17 protein-coding genes are annotated in these 19,400 nt (G+C 73.2%); 5 read left to right on the forward strand and 12 right to left on the reverse strand.

Annotated features, from left to right (window positions below; genetic code table 11):
* Positions 1-172 precede the first annotated feature (172 nt).
* Positions 173-2,008: a N,N-dimethylformamidase beta subunit family domain-containing protein gene (locus AC3ANM_RS03315; protein ID WP_488286719.1), complete on the forward strand. Its 1,836-nt coding sequence runs from the start codon at positions 173-175 to the stop codon at positions 2,006-2,008.
* Here the strand turns inward: AC3ANM_RS03315 and AC3ANM_RS03320 are convergent.
* Positions 1,924-3,351, reverse strand: coding sequence for an MFS transporter (locus AC3ANM_RS03320; protein WP_488286720.1), 1,428 nt, complete (start codon positions 3,349-3,351; stop codon positions 1,924-1,926). The two genes, AC3ANM_RS03315 and AC3ANM_RS03320, sit on opposite strands and share 85 nt — an antisense overlap.
* 114 nt (positions 3,352-3,465) lie before the next feature.
* On the opposite strand from AC3ANM_RS03320, the gene AC3ANM_RS03325 reads away from it, so the two are divergent.
* Positions 3,466-3,963, forward strand: a complete 498-nt coding sequence (locus tag AC3ANM_RS03325) for a MarR family winged helix-turn-helix transcriptional regulator (protein ID WP_488286721.1) — start codon at positions 3,466-3,468, stop codon at positions 3,961-3,963.
* Between the two features lie 4 nt (positions 3,964-3,967).
* Here AC3ANM_RS03325 and AC3ANM_RS03330 read toward each other — a convergent pair whose 3' ends face one another.
* The 7 genes from AC3ANM_RS03330 to rpsA all read right to left on the reverse strand — a co-directional run bounded on the left by AC3ANM_RS03330 (position 3,968) and on the right by rpsA (position 9,474).
* Positions 3,968-4,291: a DUF202 domain-containing protein gene (locus AC3ANM_RS03330; protein ID WP_488286722.1), complete on the reverse strand. Its 324-nt coding sequence runs from the start codon at positions 4,289-4,291 to the stop codon at positions 3,968-3,970.
* Positions 4,288-4,710, reverse strand: coding sequence for a YidH family protein (locus AC3ANM_RS03335; protein ID WP_488286723.1), 423 nt, complete (start codon positions 4,708-4,710; stop codon positions 4,288-4,290). The genes AC3ANM_RS03330 and AC3ANM_RS03335 overlap by 4 nt, the downstream gene beginning before the upstream one ends.
* Positions 4,662-5,855 carry a dephospho-CoA kinase gene (coaE, locus tag AC3ANM_RS03340; RefSeq protein ID WP_488286724.1) on the reverse strand — a complete coding sequence of 398 codons (1,194 nt, stop codon included), beginning with the start codon at positions 5,853-5,855 and terminating at the stop codon, positions 4,662-4,664. Before coaE ends, AC3ANM_RS03335 begins: the two co-directional genes overlap by 49 nt.
* Positions 5,856-5,927: 72 nt before the next feature.
* Positions 5,928-6,395 (reverse strand): PPOX class F420-dependent oxidoreductase, encoded by a 468-nt coding sequence (locus tag AC3ANM_RS03345; protein WP_488286725.1) that lies wholly within the window; start codon positions 6,393-6,395, stop codon positions 5,928-5,930.
* 2 nt (positions 6,396-6,397) lie between these two features.
* Positions 6,398-7,474, reverse strand: a complete 1,077-nt coding sequence (locus tag AC3ANM_RS03350) for a LacI family DNA-binding transcriptional regulator (RefSeq protein WP_488286726.1) — start codon at positions 7,472-7,474, stop codon at positions 6,398-6,400.
* Positions 7,475-7,595: 121 nt separating this feature from the next.
* Positions 7,596-7,793 (reverse strand): hypothetical protein, encoded by a 198-nt coding sequence (locus AC3ANM_RS03355; protein ID WP_488286727.1) that lies wholly within the window; start codon positions 7,791-7,793, stop codon positions 7,596-7,598.
* Between the two features lie 193 nt (positions 7,794-7,986).
* Positions 7,987-9,474, reverse strand: a complete 1,488-nt coding sequence (gene rpsA, locus AC3ANM_RS03360) for a 30S ribosomal protein S1 (protein ID WP_488286728.1) — start codon at positions 9,472-9,474, stop codon at positions 7,987-7,989.
* Positions 9,475-9,609: 135 nt separating this feature from the next.
* On the opposite strand from rpsA, the gene AC3ANM_RS03365 reads away from it, so the two are divergent.
* The gene (locus AC3ANM_RS03365) at positions 9,610-10,488 is read left to right on the forward strand and encodes a class I SAM-dependent methyltransferase (protein ID WP_488286729.1); all 879 of its coding nucleotides are present in this window, start codon (positions 9,610-9,612) and stop codon (positions 10,486-10,488) included.
* Between the two features lie 321 nt (positions 10,489-10,809).
* Entirely contained in the window at positions 10,810-11,424 is a 615-nt protein-coding gene (locus AC3ANM_RS03370; protein ID WP_488286730.1) for a GNAT family N-acetyltransferase, read from the forward strand.
* A gap of 53 nt (positions 11,425-11,477) precedes the next feature.
* Here the strand turns inward: AC3ANM_RS03370 and AC3ANM_RS03375 are convergent, their stop codons facing one another.
* From AC3ANM_RS03375 to polA, 4 genes are all read right to left on the reverse strand, one after another.
* Complete coding sequence (locus AC3ANM_RS03375) at positions 11,478-12,335, reverse strand: TolB-like translocation protein (RefSeq protein WP_488286731.1); 858 nt, start codon at positions 12,333-12,335, stop codon at positions 11,478-11,480.
* A gap of 291 nt (positions 12,336-12,626) precedes the next feature.
* On the reverse strand, positions 12,627-15,284 hold the full coding sequence (locus AC3ANM_RS03380) for a hypothetical protein (RefSeq protein ID WP_488286732.1): 2,658 nt from the start codon (positions 15,282-15,284) through the stop codon (positions 12,627-12,629).
* Entirely contained in the window at positions 15,281-15,925 is a 645-nt protein-coding gene (locus AC3ANM_RS03385; protein WP_488286733.1) for a hypothetical protein, read from the reverse strand. The genes AC3ANM_RS03380 and AC3ANM_RS03385 overlap by 4 nt, the downstream gene beginning before the upstream one ends.
* Positions 15,926-16,166: 241 nt before the next feature.
* The gene (gene polA, locus AC3ANM_RS03390) at positions 16,167-18,839 is read right to left on the reverse strand and encodes a DNA polymerase I (protein ID WP_488286734.1); all 2,673 of its coding nucleotides are present in this window, start codon (positions 18,837-18,839) and stop codon (positions 16,167-16,169) included.
* A 52-nt stretch (positions 18,840-18,891) separates the two neighbouring features.
* Between polA and AC3ANM_RS03395 the strand changes: the two genes are divergently transcribed.
* On the forward strand, positions 18,892-19,323 hold the full coding sequence (locus AC3ANM_RS03395) for a PaaI family thioesterase (RefSeq protein ID WP_488286735.1): 432 nt from the start codon (positions 18,892-18,894) through the stop codon (positions 19,321-19,323).
* Positions 19,324-19,400 lie beyond the last annotated feature (77 nt).

Below are 19,400 nucleotides of genomic sequence, written 5' to 3' on the forward strand. Positions count from 1 at the left end.
ACCGCCCGCGGGCCGGGGCGGGCGGGCACCACACCCTCCCCTGCCATGGGAGCGGGAGGTATGCCGCGTGGCTGGGAACAGCCTGTGAAGACCCGCACAAGACGCCCTGAATGTCCCTTGGGCCGGAATCGGGCTGGGATCCTTGGTCGTTGTGGGACGTGTGAGGCAGGGCATGACAAGGCGAGGCTGGACGGGACGCCGGACGGGCGGGGCGGCCGGCCTGGTCGTGCTGGCCCTCGCCGCGGCCGTCGTCCTCGCCTCCTGCGGCCCGGTGACGGCCGGCGTGCACCGTGCCCCGGCCGCGGCGGGCGCCGACTCGGTGCTGCGCGAGGCGCTCCCGACCTCGGTCCCCCTTCCCACCCCCGTCGCCACCTGCACCAACGCCAGGCCGGGGTGGTCCGCCGCCGAGCTGCGGCGTCCCGGGGTCGACGACATCCGGCCGCGGCGGGTGCGGGCGTGGACCGGCCCGGTCACCGGCTACCTCGACACCACGACCGCTGTTTGCGGCCAGCGGCTCGCCGTCCACCTCTCGAGCCGCCCCCCGGAGGAGGCCGTACGGCTACGGGCCCTGCGGATCGGCGACTACCAGGGCCACGGGGCACGCCTCGTCTGGCAGTCCGGGGTCCTGACCACCCGGCACCAGCCGCAGGCCGAGCCGGCCGGTCCGGACCGGGTCATCGTCGAGCACTGGCCGACCACGACCACGCTCGACATCACCGCGCACTGGCCGCCGGGCTTCTACCTGGTCGAGGTCGTCCCGGTCGCCCACCCGCGCTCGGCGTCGTACATCCCGCTCGTGGTCCGGACCTCTGGCGTCCACTCCCCCTACCTCATGGTGGCCAGCGACCTGACCTGGGAGGCCTACAACGCCTACGGGGGCCGCAGCCTTTACTTCGGGCCCGGCCACGACCACACCGAGCGGGTCGCCAACCGGTCATACGTCTCCTCGACCCGCCGTCCCGTCTCCGGGGCTGGGCTGGAGCAGGTCCTCGCGATGGACGTGCCCCTCGTGCGCTTCCTCGCCCGCCACCACTTCGCGACGGACGTCACGACCGTGAGCTCGCTGGACGCCTCGCCCGCGCAGCTGGAGGGGCAGCGGACGGTGGTCCTCGGCGGCCACAGCGAGTACTGGACCGGGCGCGCCTACGACGCCCTCGTGGCCGCACGCGACCGCGGCACCAACCTGGCGTTCCTCGGCGCCAACGAGGTCTACTGGCAGGGCCGGATCGAGCGCGACGCCACCGGCCTGCCGACGGCACTCACCGTCTACCGCACCGCTGCCCTGGACCGCCTGGCCCGCGGGGCACCACAGACCACGACCGTCCAGTGGCGCGACCCGCTGCTCCACCGCGACCCGGCCATGGTCGTGGGTGAGGGCATGTCGGCGGTCGACGTCCGGGGCACCTACGTCGTGCGCACCACCCCGCCGTGGCTGTTCTCCGGAACCACGCTGCGCCCAGGAGACGTCCTGCTGGGGGCGGTGGGCAACGAGGCCGACGCCGTGGAGCCCCCCGGGATGTCCTCCCCCGGCAACGAGCAGGTCGTCCTCGAGTCCGTCGTGCACCCGGTCCTGCACTCCCAGCCGGCGCTGGCCACCGCGGGCTACTACGCGGCGCCGAGCGGCGCCGGGGTCTTCGCGGCGGGCACGACCTACTGGGTGTGCGACCTCGACGGCACCTGCCCCCTCGGCCGGGTGCCGTCGGCCACGACCGCGGAGGTCGACCGCCTCACCCTCAACCTGCTGAACGCCTTCGGGGAGGCGCGCTTCGGGCTGCGCCACCCCAGCCGCGCCGTCCCCTACCTGCCCTCCACCGTGCTCGCCCTGACGCTGGGCGCGCTGTCCCTGCCCCCGGTGGTGGTGCCGCCGGGCCGTGACGTCCACTCCCCCGGCGCCACCGCGCCCCGCGCTCATGGCGCCTCGGGTCAGGCCTCCGGGGCCCCGCGCCGCCCGGCGACGACGGCCCCGAGCACGGCCACCGCGCCCAGCACGAGCAGCGTCACGCGGTAGCCGGAGGTCGCGGCCGCCGCCGTCAGGTCCGCGCCCCGGCCGGCGGTCATCGCGTAGACCGCCGCCGCCACGGCCACGCCCAGCGAGGTGCCCACGCCCCGGGTCATGTTGAGCAGCCCGCTGACCAGGCCGGCCTGCTCGGGGCGGCCGGCGCCGGCAACCCCGGCGTTGTTGGAGGGCGTGAACAGCCCCATGCCGACCCCGACCACGCCGAGCAGGGCCACCACGGCAGACCGGTGGTGGGCGGCGGGCACGACCGCCAGCAGGGCCACGCCGGCCACGAGCAGGCCGCCGGCGGTGACGCTGGCGGCCCCCCACCGCCGCGTGGCGCGCGCGGACACCGGCGCCACGACCGCCAGCAGGGCGGGCAGGGCCATCATCACCAGTCCCGCGCGCGCCGCGGACATCCGGTAGGCGGCCTCGAGGAACAGCGGCGTCACGAACAGCACGCCGAACAGGACGAGGTAGCCCAGGCCGCCGCTGACCAGACCGGAGCGGAACGCCCGCTCCTCGAACAGCTCGAGGTGCACCAGCGGGCTGGGGTGCCGGCGCTCGACCCGGACGAGCAGGGCCAGCCCCGCCAGCCCGACCGCCACCAGTCCCGCCACCACGACGGGGTCGCCGCCCCGGGCCAGGGTCGAGAACGCCAGCATCAGCGCGGCGGAGGACGGCAGGAGCAGCGCGAACCCGGTCCGGTCGAAGGCCTCCCGGGGCGCCCGGGTGCGCGTGCGGGGCAGCAGCAGCACCGCCGAGACCACGCCGAGCACGCCGGCGGGGAGGTTGACCAGGAAGACCCAGCGCCACCCGGCGAGGTCGACGAGCAGCCCACCCACGGCCGGCCCGAGCGCCAGGCCCAGCGCCTGCGCGGCGCCCTGGACGCCGATCGCCCGGTGCAGCGAGTGGCGCGACACGCTCGTGCGGATGAGCGCGACGCTGTTGGCCTGGAGCATGGCCGCCCCCACCGCCTGGAGGGCCCGCATGGCGATGAGGACCCCCAGGGACGGCGCGAGGCCGCAGCCCAGCGAGGCGAGGGTGAACACGACGAAGCCGTAGGTGTAGAGCAGCTTGCGCCCGCGCATGTCCGACAGCCGCCCGACGGCCGCGACGAGGCCGATCAGCACCAGCAGGTAGGCCAGCGACACCCACTCGAGCTCGCCGACCCCGGCCCCCAGCTCCCGCTGCATCTGCGGCAGCGCCACCGTGACGATGCTGGCGTCGAGCTGGCCCATGAAGGCCCCGACGCACACCGTCGCCACGGCCCACCATTGGGCACGCGGGGAGAGCCGGACCCGGTCGGGCCGCGCGGGCTCGACGAGGAGCTGTCGCCAGCCGGGCTGTGTCACGGGGTCCTGCCTGTCCTGTCGGCGTGGCCGTGCAGCCGGTCGGGCCACATGCCGGATTTTGGTTCTGTTACCGATCTATTCTAGGACAGAACCACTCGTGGCTAGGATCCCGCCATGCCCCCGGCTCCCCCGCACAGTGACGCCTGGCAGCTCGCCGACGTGATCGCCCGGCTGCGCCGCACGCTGCGCACCAGCATCCGCAGCGACTACCCGTGGGAGAAGCTGCCCATGGCCCAGGTCGAGATCCTTCAGCGCCTCGAGGACGAGCCGGGCCTGCGGGTCAACGAGATCGCCGAGCGGCACCGGCTCGCCAAGAACACCGTGAGCCAGCTCGTGCAGCAGCTCGTCACGGCGGGCCTCGTCGACCGGGTCACGGACGCCCGCGACCGGCGCGCCGTCGTCCTGGCGCTCACCGACGACGGACACCGGCACCTCGGCCAGTGGCAGGCCGCCCACGAGGAGCGCTTCGCCCGGGCGCTGGACCACCTCTCCGAGGCCGACCGCCGGGCGGTGCTCTCGGCCCTGCCGGCCCTCACCCGGCTCGTCGACGAGCTCGGCGCCTCCCCCGCCGCCACCGAGGGCGCCGCCCCCACCCAGGGCGCCGCCCCCTGACCCGTCAGCGGCCCAGCTGGATCAGCGCGGTGAGCAGGCCGCCGACGGCGACGAAGCTGCAGGCGACGGCCACGCGCACGATGTGCCAGAACGGCCGGTACTGCGCCTCGTCGTCGGCGAGCTGGTCGAACCGGCGGCGCAACCGGTAGACCAGCGCGCCCGCCGAGAGGGTCGCCACCGACCCCAGCGCCGCCAACGGCCACGCCTTCAGCCGCAGGTCGACGATGACCAGCGGGACCATGATCACGGTCGCGGTGATCGCCGTGCGCTGCCAGGACAACGCGGTCCGCTCCGGCTGGAGGGCGGCGCGGTCCGGGATCGGGCTCATGACCGGAACAGCTGCACCAGGCTGAGCACGAGGGTCAGCCCGGCCAGCACGATGACGCCTCCGGCGAGGGACACCAGGGCCCGCGGTGGCGGCAACGGCTCGTGCGTTCGCAGCGCGCGCTCGATGCGGACCCACGCCACCACAGCACGCCAGGCCAGGGCCCCGCCGCCGACGCAGGCCGCCGCGGCGACCAGCGCCGACCACCTGGGCAGCGTGGCCAGGCTGGACACCGAGATCAGCGCGACGCCGCCGGCGAGCAGCGCCATGGCCGTGCGCATCCACGCGAGGGCGGTGCGCTCGTTGGACATCGAGAACCGCGGGTCCGGCTCGTCGCCCACCCCGTAGACGCTGCGAGGCCAGCGGCGGTCCATCACCCGCCCCAGCCGGTATGCCGCGCCCACGCCTCGGCGCGGGGCCACACCTGCGTGAACCAGGGCTCCTTGGCCTCGGCGTACTCCCCTGTCGTGGCACAGGATCCGGCGAGGTCGTGCTTCACGCGCGCGTAGTCCTCACGGGCCTGCGCGTCGGCGCGCAGCCAGTCACGGAAGAGCAGCGCGTAGCGCCAGCCGGCCGAGCCGACCTCCCGGACGTGGACGTGGGCGATGCGGCCGGGGTCGGCACTGCCATGGAACCGCTTGCGCCACAACGCGATGTCCGGCTGGCCCGGCTTCGGCTCGTCGTGGTCGTTGCCCTCGACCCGGGGGAAACCCATGCGCTGCAAGGCTTCCACGAACGCCGGGTCGTCGGCGTCCTCGAGCCGGCGCACCGACACCTGGAGGTCGATGACGTCCTTGGCCGCCAGGCCCGGCACGCTCGTGGACCCGATGTGGTCGACCGCGACCGCACGCTCCCCCAGCGCCAGCCCGACCCGGGCCTTCAGGCGCTCGGCCTGGGCCGGCCAGGCCGGGTCGGGCCCGACGAGGGTCGGCAGCTCGGGGCGCGAACTGCGCCGACCGTGGACCAGGTTGTCGTTGAAGGGGACCAGCCGCTCACGCCACAACGCGTCGACAGCCGAGCGCACCTCCTCGAGGCTGCCCTCGTTGGCCAGCCACACGTCGGCCGCCGCACGGCGGTCGACGTCGTCGGCCTGCGCCGCGATGCGGGCCTTGGCGTCCTCCTCGGTGAGGCCGCGCGCCCCGGTGAGGCGCGCGATACGGGTCTGCTCGTCGGCGGCGACGATGACCACGAGGTGGTAGGCGGCGCCCATGCGCTTCTCCACGAGGAGGGGCACGTCGTGGACCACGATCGCCCCGGGGGGCGCCGCGGCCACCAGCTCGGCAGCCCGCGCGGCGATGCGCGGGTGCGTGATCGCCTCCAGGTCACGGCGCCCGTCGACGTCGGCGAAGACGTGCGCGCCGAGGGCCGCCCGGTCCAGCGACCCGTCGGGCTGGAGCACGTCCGGCCCGAACCGCGCCGCCACGGCCGCCAGGCCCTCCGAGCCGGGGGCCACGACCTCGCGGGCGAGCAGGTCACTGTCGACCACGACCGCGCCGAGCTCGCGCAGGCGGTCCGCGACCGTCGACTTGCCCGACCCGATCCCGCCGGAGAGACCCACGCGCAGCATGGCGCCGACCCTACCGCCGGCCCCTGGCCCGGCCATCGGCCAGAGGGGCGAGCGGTCGGAGGTGGGGGCGACTCAGTCGTCGGCCAGCCGCGCGGGGAAGCCGCCGGTCGCGATCGGCCCCCAGCGCGTCGGGGTGATCCGCAGCAGGCTCTTGCCCTGCCGGTGCATGGCGGCACGGTAGTCGTCCCAGTCGGGGTGCTCGCCGGAGATGGAGCGGAAGTAGTCGACCAGCGGCTCGAGCGACTCGGGCATGTCGAGCACCTCGCACTCGCCGTCGACCTGCACCCAGGCCCCGCCGAAGTCATCCGAGAGCACCATCACGCTGACCCGCGGGTCGCGCCGCGCGTTGGTGGTCTTGGCCCGCTCGGGGTAGGTGGAGATGACGATCCGGCCCTCCTCGTCGACGCCACCGGTCACGGGCGAGGCCTGCGGGCTGCCGTCGTGGCGTCGGGTCATCACCACCATGTGGTGCCGGGGCCGGATGAACTCCAGCAGCTCGTCGAGGTCGACCGCGGTGTTCGTCGCGATGGTGCGTGCCATGGTCAGGAGTCTCCCTGCTGTGGGTGGGGTGGCGCGGTGCTGGCCCGCACCACGAGCTCGGTGGGCAGGACGTGGTGGCGGGCCCGGGTCGCCGGGGCACCGGAGCGCTGGGCCTCCAGGGCGCGAGTGAGCTCGGCCGCGGCCGCGCGGCCCTTCGTCGCGAAGTCCTGGCGGACCGTCGTCAGGGCGGGGCGCACCCGGGAGGCGAGCGGGCTGTCGTCGAAGCCGACGACGGACAGGTCCTCGGGCACCCGCAGGCCGGCGTCCTCGGCCGCGTGGAGGACCGCCAGCGCGACGACGTCGGAGAAGCACAGGATGGCGGTGGGCGGTTCGGGCAGCGCCAGGAGCAACCGTGCTCCCGCGAGGTAGTCCTCGTGGCCCGACCCGGGCACCGTGACCACCGGCGCCTCGATGCCGGCCGGGCGCAGGGCGTCCAGCCAGCCCAGCAGCCGCTGCCGCACCGGGTGGGCCAGCGGCGAGGCGAGCGGGTCGGGGTCGAGGCCGAAGGACCCGCCGACGGCGGCGCTGACGATGCCGATGCGGCGGTGGCCGAGGTCGACCAGGTGCTGCGCGGCGGCGCGGGCGCCCCCGCGGTCGTCGACGTTGACGCTGGGGACCCCGGCGGCCTGGACCTGGTCGACGTAGACCAGGGGCAGGCCGCGCTTGCGCAGCCACTCGACGGCCGGCGTGGTCGGGTCGCAGGAGTAGACCAGCGCCCCGTCCATGGCGACGTCGCGGGCGGGGACCCGCCCGTCGGTCTCGGAGGCGGTCAGCAGGGTCAGCGCCAGGCCGGTGGGCGCCAGCTCGGAGGCGATCGCCCCGAGGAAGGCCATCGCGACCTCGTCGGCGAAGGCGTAGCGCAGCGAGTCGGTCAGCAGGACGCCGACCGCGCCGGTGCTCCCACGGGCAAGCGCCCGGGCACTGGGGTCGGGGCCGACGTAACCCAGCTCCTGCGCCGCGGCCAGGATCCGCTCCCGCAGCGAGGCCGACAGCTGGTCGGGCCGGGAGAACGCGTTGGACACGGTCATCCGGCTCACGCCCACCTGGTCGGCGATCGTCTGCAGGGTCACCTTGGCCACGCCGTCACCCTCTCACGGGTATGGCGGCCGCCACCGGGGCCGGGGCCCGGCGGTGCTGGTGGCGGGGTCGCCCCTGCGCCCGGCAGGCCGGGCGCAGGGGCGACACGGGGGCTGCGGGACGTCAGCAGGAGGCGCCGTAGGCCGGGGCCACCCGGTCGGCGGCACGGTGCAGGACGGTGGCCAGCCCGGAGCGGGACCGCTCGAGGCGGGGGCGCCGGGCGGCAGTGGGCCGCTCGGCGACGACGGGGGCGTCGGGGCGGGCGCTGAGGACCTCGCGCTCGGCGGCGGCGGAGACGGCGATGAGGGGCGAGACGTTCATGGGTGGTGCCAATCCAGGGTGATGGGATGTTCTGTACCGATACAGTAACCCCACCTTTCTGTACCGGTCAAGCCGTTTTGCATCCCACCCGCATAACACCCGCACAGCACCCCGGACGCACCACGGCCCGGACCGCAGTGCGGTCCGGGCCGTGGTGGCAGTGAGGCTCAGGTGAGCGTCACGGCATACGTGCTCAGTTGCCCGTGAGCTTCTCGCGCAGGGCGGCGAGGGCCTCGTCGGAGGCGAGGGTGCCCTCACCGGTCGGCGCAGCGGACTCCGTGGAGGAGCTGCTCGAGGACGAGCCACCCGAGGAGTACGTGGTGGGCACGTCGGCGTTGGCAGCAGCCTCGGCGTCGGCCTTGGCAGCAGCCTCGACCTGGGCCTTGTGCGACTCCCAGCGGGCGTGGGCCTCGGCGTACTGCTTCTCCCAGCGCTCGCGAGCCTCCTCGTGGCCCTCGAGCCACTCGTTGGTCTCGGGGTCGAAGCCCTCGGGGTACTTGTAGTTGCCCTGCTCGTCGTACTCGGCGGCCATGCCGTACAGCGTCGGGTCGAACTCCTCGATCTGACCGCTGGTGTCGTTGGCCTGCTTGAGCGAGAGCGAGATGCGGCGACGCTCGAGGTCGATGTCGATGACCTTGACGAAGATGTCGTCGCCGACCTGCACGACCTGCTCCGGGATCTCCACGTGGCGCTCGGCCAGCTCGGAGATGTGGACCAGGCCCTCGATGCCGTCGTCCACGCGGACGAACGCACCGAACGGCACCAGCTTGGTGACCTTGCCCGGCACGACCTGGCCGATGGCGTGGGTGCGGGCGAAGTGCTGCCACGGGTCCTCCTGCGTCGCCTTCAGCGACAGGGAGACACGCTCGCGGTCCATGTCCACGTCGAGCACCTCGACGGTGACCTCCTGGCCCACCTCGACGACCTCGGACGGGTGGTCGATGTGCTTCCAGGACAGCTCGGAGACGTGCACCAGGCCGTCGACGCCACCGAGGTCGACGAACGCACCGAAGTTGACGATGCTGCTGACGACGCCGGAGCGGACCTGACCCTTCTGGAGCTCCTTGAGGAACGTGGTGCGCACCTCGGACTGGGTCTGCTCGAGCCACGCACGGCGGGACAGGACCACGTTGTTGCGGTTCTTGTCCAGCTCGATGATCTTGGCCTCGATCTCCTTGCCCACGTAGGGCTGGAGGTCGCGGACGCGACGCATCTCGACGAGCGAGGCGGGCAGGAAGCCACGGAGGCCGATGTCGAGGATGAGGCCACCCTTGACGACCTCGATGACGGTGCCGGTGACGACGCCGTCCTCCTCCTTGATCTTCTCGATCGTGCCCCAGGCGCGCTCGTACTGCGCACGCTTCTTGGACAGGATCAGGCGGCCTTCCTTGTCCTCCTTCTGGAGGACCAGGGCCTCGACCTCATCGCCCACGGAAACGACCTCGGAGGGGTCGACGTCGTGCTTGATGGAGAGCTCGCGGGAGGGGATGACACCCTCGGTCTTGTAACCGATGTCGAGCAGGACCTCGTCCCGGTCGACCTTGACGATGACACCCTCGACGATGTCTCCGTCGTTGAAGTGCTTGATCGTCGCGTCGATAGCGGCGAGCAGCTCCTCCTCAGACCCGATGTCGTTGATCGCGATCTGCGGGGTGGCCTTCTCAGCCGTGGTGGCAGTCATGTAGTGGGAACTCCGATGGTGGACAGATGATCGATGGGATGCGCCCGGTCGCTGTCGCGTGACCGGGCGCACAGATGTGCTCTGCCACCTTACCGACGTCGTCTCGTGCTGGTCAAAGCAGGGCAGGATAGCGCCGTGAGCGATGAACTCGAGGCGTTTGAGCAGGTCGGCCGGCGTGCCGCGGACCAGAACGAGACGGTTCGGGCGAACCGGTCGTGGTGGGACGAGGAGGCGGTCGGCTACTACGCCGAGCACGGGGACTTCCTCGGCGACGAGGACTTCGTCTGGGGCCCCGAGGGCCTGCGGGAGGCCGACGCGCACCTGCTCGGGGACGTCCGCGGCCGCCGCGTCCTCGAGATCGGCGCCGGGGCCGCCCAGTGCTCCCGGTATCTCGCGGGGCTGGGTGCGCAGGTCGTGGCCAGTGACCTCTCGGGCGGCATGCTCCGCCAGGGCCTCGAGATCGACCGCCGTTCGACCCACCACGCCGACTCCCCGACCGCTGCGACGCCGGGCTCGCCATCGGCTTCCGACTCCCCTGCCTCGGCGGCCGTCCCGCTCGTGCAGTGCGACGCCGCCGCGCTCCCCTTCGGCGAGGCGAGCTTCGACACCGTCTTCACGGCATACGGGGTGGTCCCGTTCGTCGCGGACTCGGCGTTGGTGATGCGCGAGTGCGCGCGCGTGCTGCGCCCCGGCGGGCGGCTCGTCTTCTCGACCACGCACCCGATCCGGTGGGCCTTCGCCGACGACCCGGGTCCGGAGGGGCTCGTGGCGCGCCTGCCGTACTTCGACCGCACCCCCTATGTCGAGGCGGACGGACAGGGGCGGGCCACCTACGTCGAGCACCACCGCACCCTCGGCGACCGGGTGCGCGAGCTGACGGCCGCCGGGCTGCGGCTGCTCGACCTCGTCGAGCCGGAGTGGCCGGACACCAACGGGCAGGAATGGGGCGGCTGGAGCCCCCTGCGCGGCGCGATCATCCCGGGCACGGCCATCTTCGTCGCCGAGAAGCCGTAGCCGGCGCGGTTCGCGCCCGGCGGCTCAGGCGCCCGCCGCCTGACCTGCGGGGCACGCGGCCGCCTGGGCCCGTTATCCGTGGTTCGGCGCTCAGGTCCGAGCACGCTCGACCGACATCGCGGCCGCGTGGACGCCATATCGCGCCGAAACACCCGCGACGGGGGTCGCCCGTGCACGCCTCCGGGTCCGGGCGCACCATGGCACCGCCGATCCGCCGGAGGCAGACGACGACCGGCGCGCCGCACCGTTGCCGCGGCGGCCAGCGGGAAGGGACAGTGAGTGGACCGGCCCGCGACCCGCCCCCCGACGGAGGTGTTGAGCGTGACGACGTCAGGACCACGCGTCGCGACCCAAGGCGACGCGGCGCGGGTCACCGACCTGCTCGTCGGTGCCTTCGCCGAGGACCCCACCTGGGCCTGGGCGTTCCCGGACCCGCTGGCCAGGCCCGCCCAGCACCGGCGCCTGTGGGGGCTGATGGTGGCCGGGGCCCTGCGCTACCCGTGGGTGTGGCTCGCCGCCGGGGACGGCGCGACCAGTGTCTGGATCCCGCCGGGAGGCACGGAGCTGTCGGCGGAACAGGAGGAGCGCATGGAGCCGATGCTGCGTGAGGTGGCGGGGCCCGGTGCGGGACGGGTAATGGACACCCTCGAACTGTTCGGGGCGGCCCACCCCCACGAGGAGCCGCACTACTACCTGAGCCTGCTCGCGACCGACCCGGCGCATCGTGGCAAGGGGCTTGGGCTCGGGCTGCTCGCCGAGAACCTGGCCCGGGTGGACGTGGAGGGCGCGCCCGCCTACCTCGAGGCCAGCAACCCCGCGAACGTGCCGCTCTACGAGCGCCACGGGTTCGAGGTGGTCGGCCACTTCGACCTGCCCGACGGGGGCCCGAGGGTGCACACGATGTGGCGGGCTGCGAGGTCGTCCGCACGTCCGTGAGGCGCGCTCCTCAGGAGGTGAGCCTCAGGGTGGTGGACCTCAAGGCGTAGGCGTCAGGGCGTGGAGGTCAGCAGGTTGGCGCTGGTGACGGCGAACCGCGAGAGCTCCGGCTCGAAAGCTCCCTGGCTGCTCTCGTCCGTGAGTACCCGGGTGACGGCCGGGCGGCCGGTGGTGATGACGAGGATGCGGCCGTCGTCGGCGGCGACCCACTGCCCGTTCGGCGCCCAGAACACCGCACCGAGGCGGTAGGTGCCGTCACCCGGCCCGCGGGCCGACATCAGGGTCCGGGACGTCGCGCCCTCGTGGAGGACCACCTTGACCTGGCCGCTGTCGGTGGAGGTCCACGTGAGCCGCTGCCCGGCCGCGTTCACGCTCGGGTGGGTGGTCCGGTTGGGCTCAGACGGAACCTGGGCGGCCGGCACGTCCTGGACGGCGCCGGTGCGCACGTCCACGATCTTCTGCCAGCCCTTCCGGAAGCCCGGGCCGGGCGGGTCGGTCATCCGGAACATGGTGATCTCCAGCCGGCCGTCGGGTCGCCACCCGAGCTGCGGCCCGAGCTCCTTGCCCAGCTTCTCGCCCGTCTTCACGTCCAGCGCCGGGAGGCAGTAGACGTCCTTGGCCGGCTGACCGGACGCCGCCCTGACCCGTACGCAGCCGGACCGGTCGGCCAGGTAGGCGACGGTGCCGTTCAGCGCAGGGTCCGGACGCTGTGCCAGGGAGGGGAACGCCGGGGCCTCATGCGGGCCGAGCGCGAGACCGACGCCGAACGTGACGACCGCGACCGCAATAGCCAGGACCAGCAGCCCGAGCATCCACCAGCCCATCCGCTGCCGCGGCAGGAGGGAGGTCCGCGACGGCGGCCGTTGCCCCGGTCCGGACTCGACGGGTGAGGGCGAGAGCTTCTCGGTCACGACAACCACCTCCGGCGGTGACGCCCTGCCGAGGAAGGTGTCCGGGTCCTCGGCCCTCCCGACACCTCCAGCGCATCACGGTGCGCTCGCGTGGTCCCCTGCCGAAGGTCCGGACACCGTTGTCCGACAGGCCGATCCGCAATGCCCGCCTGTGCCGGCCCGGGCGCCGGAACCGCTGCCGGGGACGACGGAGGGGCGCACCGGCTCATCGCCGGCACGCCCCTCCGTCGTTCACAACCCCTTGGCTGACTCCGGGGTCCGGAGCTCACCGTGCCCCGGACCCGGTCGGCCTCAGAGCCAGCGGCGCCGCAGCACCGTCAGGCCGGCACCGAGGCCGAACACCGCCATGGCCCCGAGGCCGCGGCCGACGTTGCGGCTCCCCTCGCCGGTCATCCCGGCCAGCTCCAGGCTGTATGCCGTGGCGCCGGCTGCGTTCGCCGGCGCGCCGTAGGCCATGCCCTCGGCCTTGGCCCGCTGCGCGCCGGCCTCGATGAGGGCGTACTTCAGGCCGTAGTCGGCCGCCGTGGACTTGCCCGAGCCCACGAGCTTGCTGGTGCCCTGGGCGGACAGCTGCCCGGCGCCGTCCCTCAGTGCCGGCGCCTTGTCGGCGGCCTGGGTGAGGCCGTCGGCCAGCTGCCCCGACCCGGTCGCGGCGTCGCCGAGCCCGGAGGAGAGCTGGTCCGCACCGGCCTTGAGCTGCCCTGCGCCCGAGTCGAGCTGCCCCGCACCGCTGTCGAGCTTGCCCGCACCCGAGTCGAGCTGTCCCGCACCGGTGTCCAGCTTGCCGAGGCCGGCGTCGAGCTGGTCCAGCCCACCCTTGAGCCGGCCAGCTCCGGCTCCCGCCTTGCCGACGCCGGCGGCGAGGCGGCCGGCGCCCGAGGTTGCGGTCGCCGCCCCGTCGGCCAGCTGGTCGACACCGAGCACGGCCTCGGTGAGCCCCTGGGTGAGGGCGTCAACGCCGGGCAGGACCAGGTTCTTCACGCCGTCACGGGCGCTGATTGCGCCGGCGTTGAGCAGGCTGACCCCGGCCTGGACCGACCCGAGGCCCGGCAGCAGCTTGGCGTCGATGCCGCCGACCACCTGGGTCAGGCCGGCGCCCGCTGCCTTGGTCTGGGCCTTCAGGCCACCTGGGTCGCTCGGTGTCAGGAAGTGCTCCGGCAGCAGGAGACCGTAGACGACGTTCGACAGCAGGACACACACGTTGCCTCCCGTGAGCCCATAGCCGGCGGGAGGCGCAGCCATGAGCGCCGAGGGCGGCAGGACGGGCGACACCGGCATGGCCGCGTTCGTCGGACACGGCGTCGTGCCACCCATGATCGACTGCTGGTAGGCACCGACGGCCGCGGCGCCGAGCTGGTCGATCGCCCCGCTCGTCGCCGCCGCGGTCGTGAGCTTGCCGGCGACCATCTTCACGACGTCGCGAACACCACAGGGGTTGCTGGCGTTCGCCGGGTCAGCGAGGTCGCACGTGGCGTTGCTGATGCCAGCCCCGACCCCGCGCAGCCCCTCGGCCACCCCGCACGGGTTGGCCGGGTTGGTGGGGTCAGCCAGGGAGCACGCCGGGTTCGACAGGCCTGCGCTGATCTGCTGCAGGCCCTGGAGGAGACCGCCGGGGTCGGAGGCTCCAGCGGCACCGACCGGGTGGTCCAGGCCTGCTCGCAGGTCCTGCAGCCCCTTCAGCGCGGCGGGGAGCCCGTCCACCCCGGCGAGCTGGTCGAGACCGCCGGAGATGAGCCCGAGGCCGGAGGCGAGGCTCCTGCTCCCCGAGGTGAGGTCGGGCTGGTGCTTGCTGGACGTGAACGCCTCCTTGAGCTCTGCAGCACCCGCGGCCAGCTGCGCGGAGCCGGACTTGGCGTCCTTGGCGCCCTTGGCGAGCTGACCGGTCCCGGCCTTGAGCTTCAAGGCGCCCGAGGCGAGCTGGCTGGTGCCGGCCTTGAGCTGACCCGCGCCGGTGGCGAGCTTGGCGGCACCGGGGGCCGCCTGGCCGGCCAGGCCGGAGTTCAGCTGCTTGGCGCCGTCGCGCAGCTTGATCAGGCCGGCCAGCAGCTGGGCCGCACCGTCGCGCAGCTTGAGCACGTTGCTGTCGATCTCGGTGGCCCCGGACGTCAGCTGCACGCCGGTGTCCGCACCGCCCTTGTAGCTGGCCGCCCCGCCCTTGAACGACGGGCTGTCCAGCGGCGAGACCGGCAGCGCCGCGACGGTGGCGGCGGGGACGACCCCGTCGGTGACCTTCGCGACATACCCGAACTCGGCGCGGGGCGAGCCGATCGGCCCGAACAGCGTCATCGTGTAGGTCATCTTCGTGCCGCCGTGGCCGTCGCCGGCGATGGCGGCCTCCGCGGAGCGCACGTCGGTGAAGCTCGACGGGAGGACGGTGGTCAGCGAGCCGACCATCGGGATGACGACCTTCTCGGTCCGGGTGACCTTGGTGCCGGTGCCGTCGTCGAACGACACGTCCTGGTCCCGCCCGGTGAGGTTCTCCACCACGTAGTGCACCTCGAGGGTGCCGGACTGCCCGACCACGTCGCCGGGCTGCACCTGCTTGCCGTTGAGCCGGTAGGTGGCAGAGACCTTCAACGGCAACGACTTCGTGAAGTCCGAGACCGTCCGCAGCCGCCGCTCGCCGTCCACCGACAGGTCCGCGACGAGGTTGCCGCCCTTGACGTCGAACCCGCCGAAACCGTCGAGGTTGCGCAGGTTCTTCGTCGAGACCGGGTCCGAGATCGCGACCCGGCCGTGACCCTCCAGGGCCAGCTGCTCGTAGACGCGGGCGTCGCGCACGTTGCCCAGCGCGTCGAGGTGCGCCTGCACCGTCTCCTGGTTGGTCACGACGACCCCACCCGCGGCCCCGCCGTCGGCGGCCAGCGCCGGGCCGGCAGCCAGGACGAGCGCCGCCGGGACCACGGCACAGGCCGCACCGGCCCGCAGCGTCTTCTGCACGCGCTTCACTTGTTCTCCCCTGCCAGGACGGCGTCGAATGCGGCGGTGTTGCTCTGGTCCTCGGTCGCCCATGCGGCGTTCGGTGCTTCGGTGCCGTGCACGTCGGTGCCGTGCTCGTCAGAGACGGCCTCAGTGCCGTGGCGATCGACCTGCGGCACGACGGCCGCGACGGGGTCGCCGAAGGCCGTCGTCGCGAGGTAGCCCAGGGCCGCGGCGAAGAGCACCGTGGTCGCCGCCGTCGGCGAGTCCTGGAGGAACTGGGAGGGCGAGCTGGAGTAGGTCGCCTCGTAGGCACCGACGATCGCGGCCGCCCCGATCAGCGTGCTCCACAAGGGAATCCGGCCGGCGCTGATCGAGCAGGCCAGCGCGCAGACCGCGATCACGAGGAACGCGGCGACGGCGCGACCACCGGCAGTGTCCGGCAGGACCGCGGCGCGGACGGCGAACCCGACCCACGCCAGGACGAAGCCCAGGGCAAAACCGCCGAGCTTGCCCGCGCCGGGGCGGTGCGGGACGAGGCCGATGACGCCACCGAGGGCGGCACCGAGGAGAGCGAAGTGCTGGAGGTCTTCCCCCAGCCAGCTGCCAAGGAGCACGATCACGGCCGCAGCGACGGCCAGGAGGGCGCCCGAGAGCAGGGCTTTACGCATGGTCACCTCACGGAAAGGGGGCTGCAGGCAGCACGCTTCGGCCGCCCCGAGCAGCAAGAGTTACCGGACGGTAACGGCCCGCCCGACCCCTCCGCAGGCGATTCTGTGAAGTTTCTTTGTTCCGACAGGAACCTGTCCGGCGTCAAGCATTGACGCTCGCCGGGCCCTCTTGGGCCGAGCCCGGAAGGAAGGCGTCCGACCCGGGCGCGGCGCCGCTGTCGGCGCCGCGCCCGGCCCTGCCTCAGTGCCCGGCGTCCTGCCAGGTGCGGCCGACCCCGACGCTGACCTCGAGCGGCACGGCGAGGTCGATGGCGGCACCCATCTCCTTGCGCACCAACGCTTCCACGGCCTCCCGCTCGCCCGGAGCGATCTCGAGCACGAGCTCGTCATGGACCTGGAGCAGCGTCCGCGACGTCGCGCCCGACTCCCGCAGCGCGGCATCCACCCGCAGCATGGCGAGCTTGATGATGTCGGCCGCCGAGCCCTGGATCGGCGCGTTGAGGGCCATCCGCTCGGCGCCCTCACGGCGCTGGCGGTTGTCGGAGGTCAGGTCGGGCAGGTAGCGGCGTCGGCCCAGCATCGTCTCGGTGTAGCCGGTGCGCCGCGCCTCCTCGACCACGTCGCGCAGGTAGTCGCGCACCCCACCGAACCGCGCGAAGTACTCGTCCATCAGCCCGCTGGCCTCGGCGGCTCCGATGCCGAGCTGTTTGGACAGTCCGAACGCGGAGAGGCCGTAGGCCAGGCCGTAGGACATCGCCTTGACCTTGGAGCGCATCTCCGGCGTGACCTCCTCCGGCGCGACGGAGAACACCCGCGACCCGACGAAGCGGTGCAGGTCCTCGCCCGTGCGGAAGGCCTCGATCAGCCCCTCGTCGCCGGAGAGGTGGGCCATGATCCGCATCTCGATCTGGCTGTAGTCGGCCGACATCAGCGACTCGAAGCCCTCGCCGACGACGAACACCGACCGGATCCGGCGACCCTCGTCGGTGCGGATCGGGATGTTCTGCAGGTTGGGGTCGGTCGAGGACAGCCGGCCGGTCGCGGCGATCGTCTGCTGGTAGGTGGTGTGGATCCGGCCGTCGTCGGCGACCGACTTGATCAGGCCCTCCACGGTCACCCGCAGCCGCGAGGAGTCGCGGTGCCGCAGCAGCGCCTCGAGGAAGGGGTGCTCGGTCTTGGCGAACAGGTCGGTCAGCGCGTCGGCGTCGGTGGTGTAGCCGGTCTTGGTGCGCTTGGTCTTGGGCATGCCGAGCTGGTCGAACAGCACGACCTGCAGCTGCTTGGGCGAGCCGAGGTTGATCTGCTGGCCGCCGATCGCCTCGTAGGCGTCCTCCTGCGCCTCGCGCACCTTGGCCGCGAAGTGGGCCTCCAGGGAGGTCAGCGCGTCGACGTCGGCCGCGATGCCGACCCGCTCCATGCGCGCCAGCACCTCCACCAGCGGCAGCTCGATCTGGTCGATGAGCGAGGCCCCGCCGGTCGCCTGGAGCTGGGTGTCGAGGGCCGCCGCAAGGTCGAGCACCGCCCGGGCCTTGACCATCGCCTCGTCGGCCTCGGCGCCCCCGTCGGCGGCGAAGTCGAGCATGCCCTGTCCGCCGTTGTCGGCCTCGGCCTTGAGCTCGCGGCCGAGATTGCGCAGCACCAGGTCGGCGAGGTCGTAGGAGCGCTGGTCGGGCCGCACGAGGTAGGCGGCGAGCGCGGTGTCGCTGGTGACGCCCGCCAGCGTCAGGCCGCGGGCGGCGAGCGCCTGCATCGGGCCCTTGGCGTCGTGCAGCGCCTTGGGGCGGCCCGGGTCGGCCAGCCAGGCCTCGAGCGCCGCCTCGGCCCGCTCGTCGAGCGTGGTCAGGTCGACGTAGGCGGCCTGGTCGCCGCCGGTGGCGACCGCCACGGCGTCGACGTCGCCGGTGCCGCGGGCCCAGCGCCCGACGACGTGGACCCCGACCCGCGCGCCGGGACCGGCGTGCTCCTCGAGCCAGCCGGGGACCTCCTCGGCGGAGAGCACCACGCCGTCGACGTCGAAGCCGGCCTCGGCCTCCTCCTCGACGGACTCCAGCGTGGCGAAGAGCCGGTCGCGCAGCACCCGGAACTCCAGGCCGTCGAAGACACGGTGGACCTCCTCGCGGTCCCACGGCTTGCGGGCGAGGTCGTCGACGGTGACGCCGAGCTCGAGGTCACCGACGAGCTGGTTGAGCCGGCGGTTGCGCAGGACGCCGTCGAGGTGCTCGCGCAGCGACTCCCCGGCCTTGCCCTTGATCTCGTCGACGTGGGCGACGACGCCGGTCAGGTCGCCGTAGAGGCCGATCCACTTGGCGGCCGTCTTGGGGCCGACGCCGGGCACGCCGGGAAGGTTGTCGGAGGACTCCCCCACCAGCGCTGCGAGGTCGCTGTAGCGCTGCGGCCCCACGCCGTACTTGGCCTCGACCGCGGCCGGGGTCATCCGGGCCAGGTCGGAGACGCCCTTGACCGGGTAGAGCACGGTCACGTCGTCACTGACCAGCTGAAGCGCGTCACGGTCGCCGGAGCAGATGAGCACCTCCATGCCCTCGGCGCGGCCCTGTGCCGTGAGGGTGGCGATGACGTCGTCGGCCTCGTAGCCCTCCACCTCGACGTAGGGGATGTGCAGGGCGTCGAGCACCTCGTGCAGCAGCGACACCTGCCCCTTGAACTCCGACGGGGTCGCCGAGCGCCCCGCCTTGTACTCGGCGTACTCCTCCGTGCGGAACGTCTGCCGCGACACGTCGAAGGCCACCGCCACGTGGGTGGGCTGCTCGTCGCGCAGGACGTTGATCAGCATCGAGGTGAAGCCATAGACCGCGTTGGTGCTCTGGCCGGTGGAGGTCGAGAAGTTCTCGACGGGCAGGGCGAAGAAGGCGCGGTAGGCCAGCGAGTGACCGTCGAGGAGCAGGAGTCGGTTCACGCATGGCAGCCTATTGCCACAGTCGGACACACAGACGGGCAGGCACGCACCCATGGACCGCGCAGCACAGCAGGAGCACGTCCTCGCCGGACTCAACGGCATGAACGCCGGCACCCTCGGCGAGCGGATGGAGATCGAGTTCGTCGAGGCCTCCCCCGAGCGGGTCGTGGCGCGGATGCCGGTCAAGGGCAACACCCAGCCCTACGGCCTGCTCCACGGCGGGGCCAGCGTCGTGCTCGCCGAGACCGTGGGGTCCATCGGCGCGGCGCTGCACGCCGGCAAGGACCGCATCGCGGTGGGCCTCGACATCAACGCCACCCACCACCGCGCGGCCCGCGAGGGCTACGTGACCGGCACGGCCACGGCACTCTCCCTGGGCAACACCCTCGCCTCCTACGACGTCACGATCACCGACGAGCAGGGCAACCGGGTCTGCACCTCCCGGATCACCTGCCTGATCCGACCCAAGGCCCCGGGCGCCTGAACCACCGCCGCACCGCCACACCAGCACACCCGCACACCCCGGGTATGACGAAGGGGCCGTCCCAGCCGGGCCGGCCC

The organism is Oryzihumus sp. JJN4-3R (genome assembly GCF_057747915.1).

What these genes read in the sequence shown, in the direction of transcription:
- AC3ANM_RS03315 (WP_488286719.1), top strand. Translation starts at nt 173, where the DNA reads ATGACAAGGCGAGGCTGGACGGGACGCCGGACGGGCGGGGCGGCCGGC.
- AC3ANM_RS03325 (WP_488286721.1), top strand. Translation starts at nt 3,466, where the DNA reads ATGCCCCCGGCTCCCCCGCACAGTGACGCCTGGCAGCTCGCCGACGTG.
- AC3ANM_RS03330 (WP_488286722.1), bottom strand. Translation starts at nt 4,291, where the DNA reads ATGAGCCCGATCCCGGACCGCGCCGCCCTCCAGCCGGAGCGGACCGCG.
- coaE (WP_488286724.1), bottom strand. Translation starts at nt 5,855, where the DNA reads ATGCTGCGCGTGGGTCTCTCCGGCGGGATCGGGTCGGGCAAGTCGACG.
- AC3ANM_RS03345 (WP_488286725.1), bottom strand. Translation starts at nt 6,395, where the DNA reads ATGGCACGCACCATCGCGACGAACACCGCGGTCGACCTCGACGAGCTG.
- AC3ANM_RS03355 (WP_488286727.1), bottom strand. Translation starts at nt 7,793, where the DNA reads ATGAACGTCTCGCCCCTCATCGCCGTCTCCGCCGCCGCCGAGCGCGAG.
- rpsA (WP_488286728.1), bottom strand. Translation starts at nt 9,474, where the DNA reads ATGACTGCCACCACGGCTGAGAAGGCCACCCCGCAGATCGCGATCAAC.
- AC3ANM_RS03385 (WP_488286733.1), bottom strand. Translation starts at nt 15,925, where the DNA reads ATGCGTAAAGCCCTGCTCTCGGGCGCCCTCCTGGCCGTCGCTGCGGCC.
- AC3ANM_RS03395 (WP_488286735.1), top strand. Translation starts at nt 18,892, where the DNA reads ATGGACCGCGCAGCACAGCAGGAGCACGTCCTCGCCGGACTCAACGGC.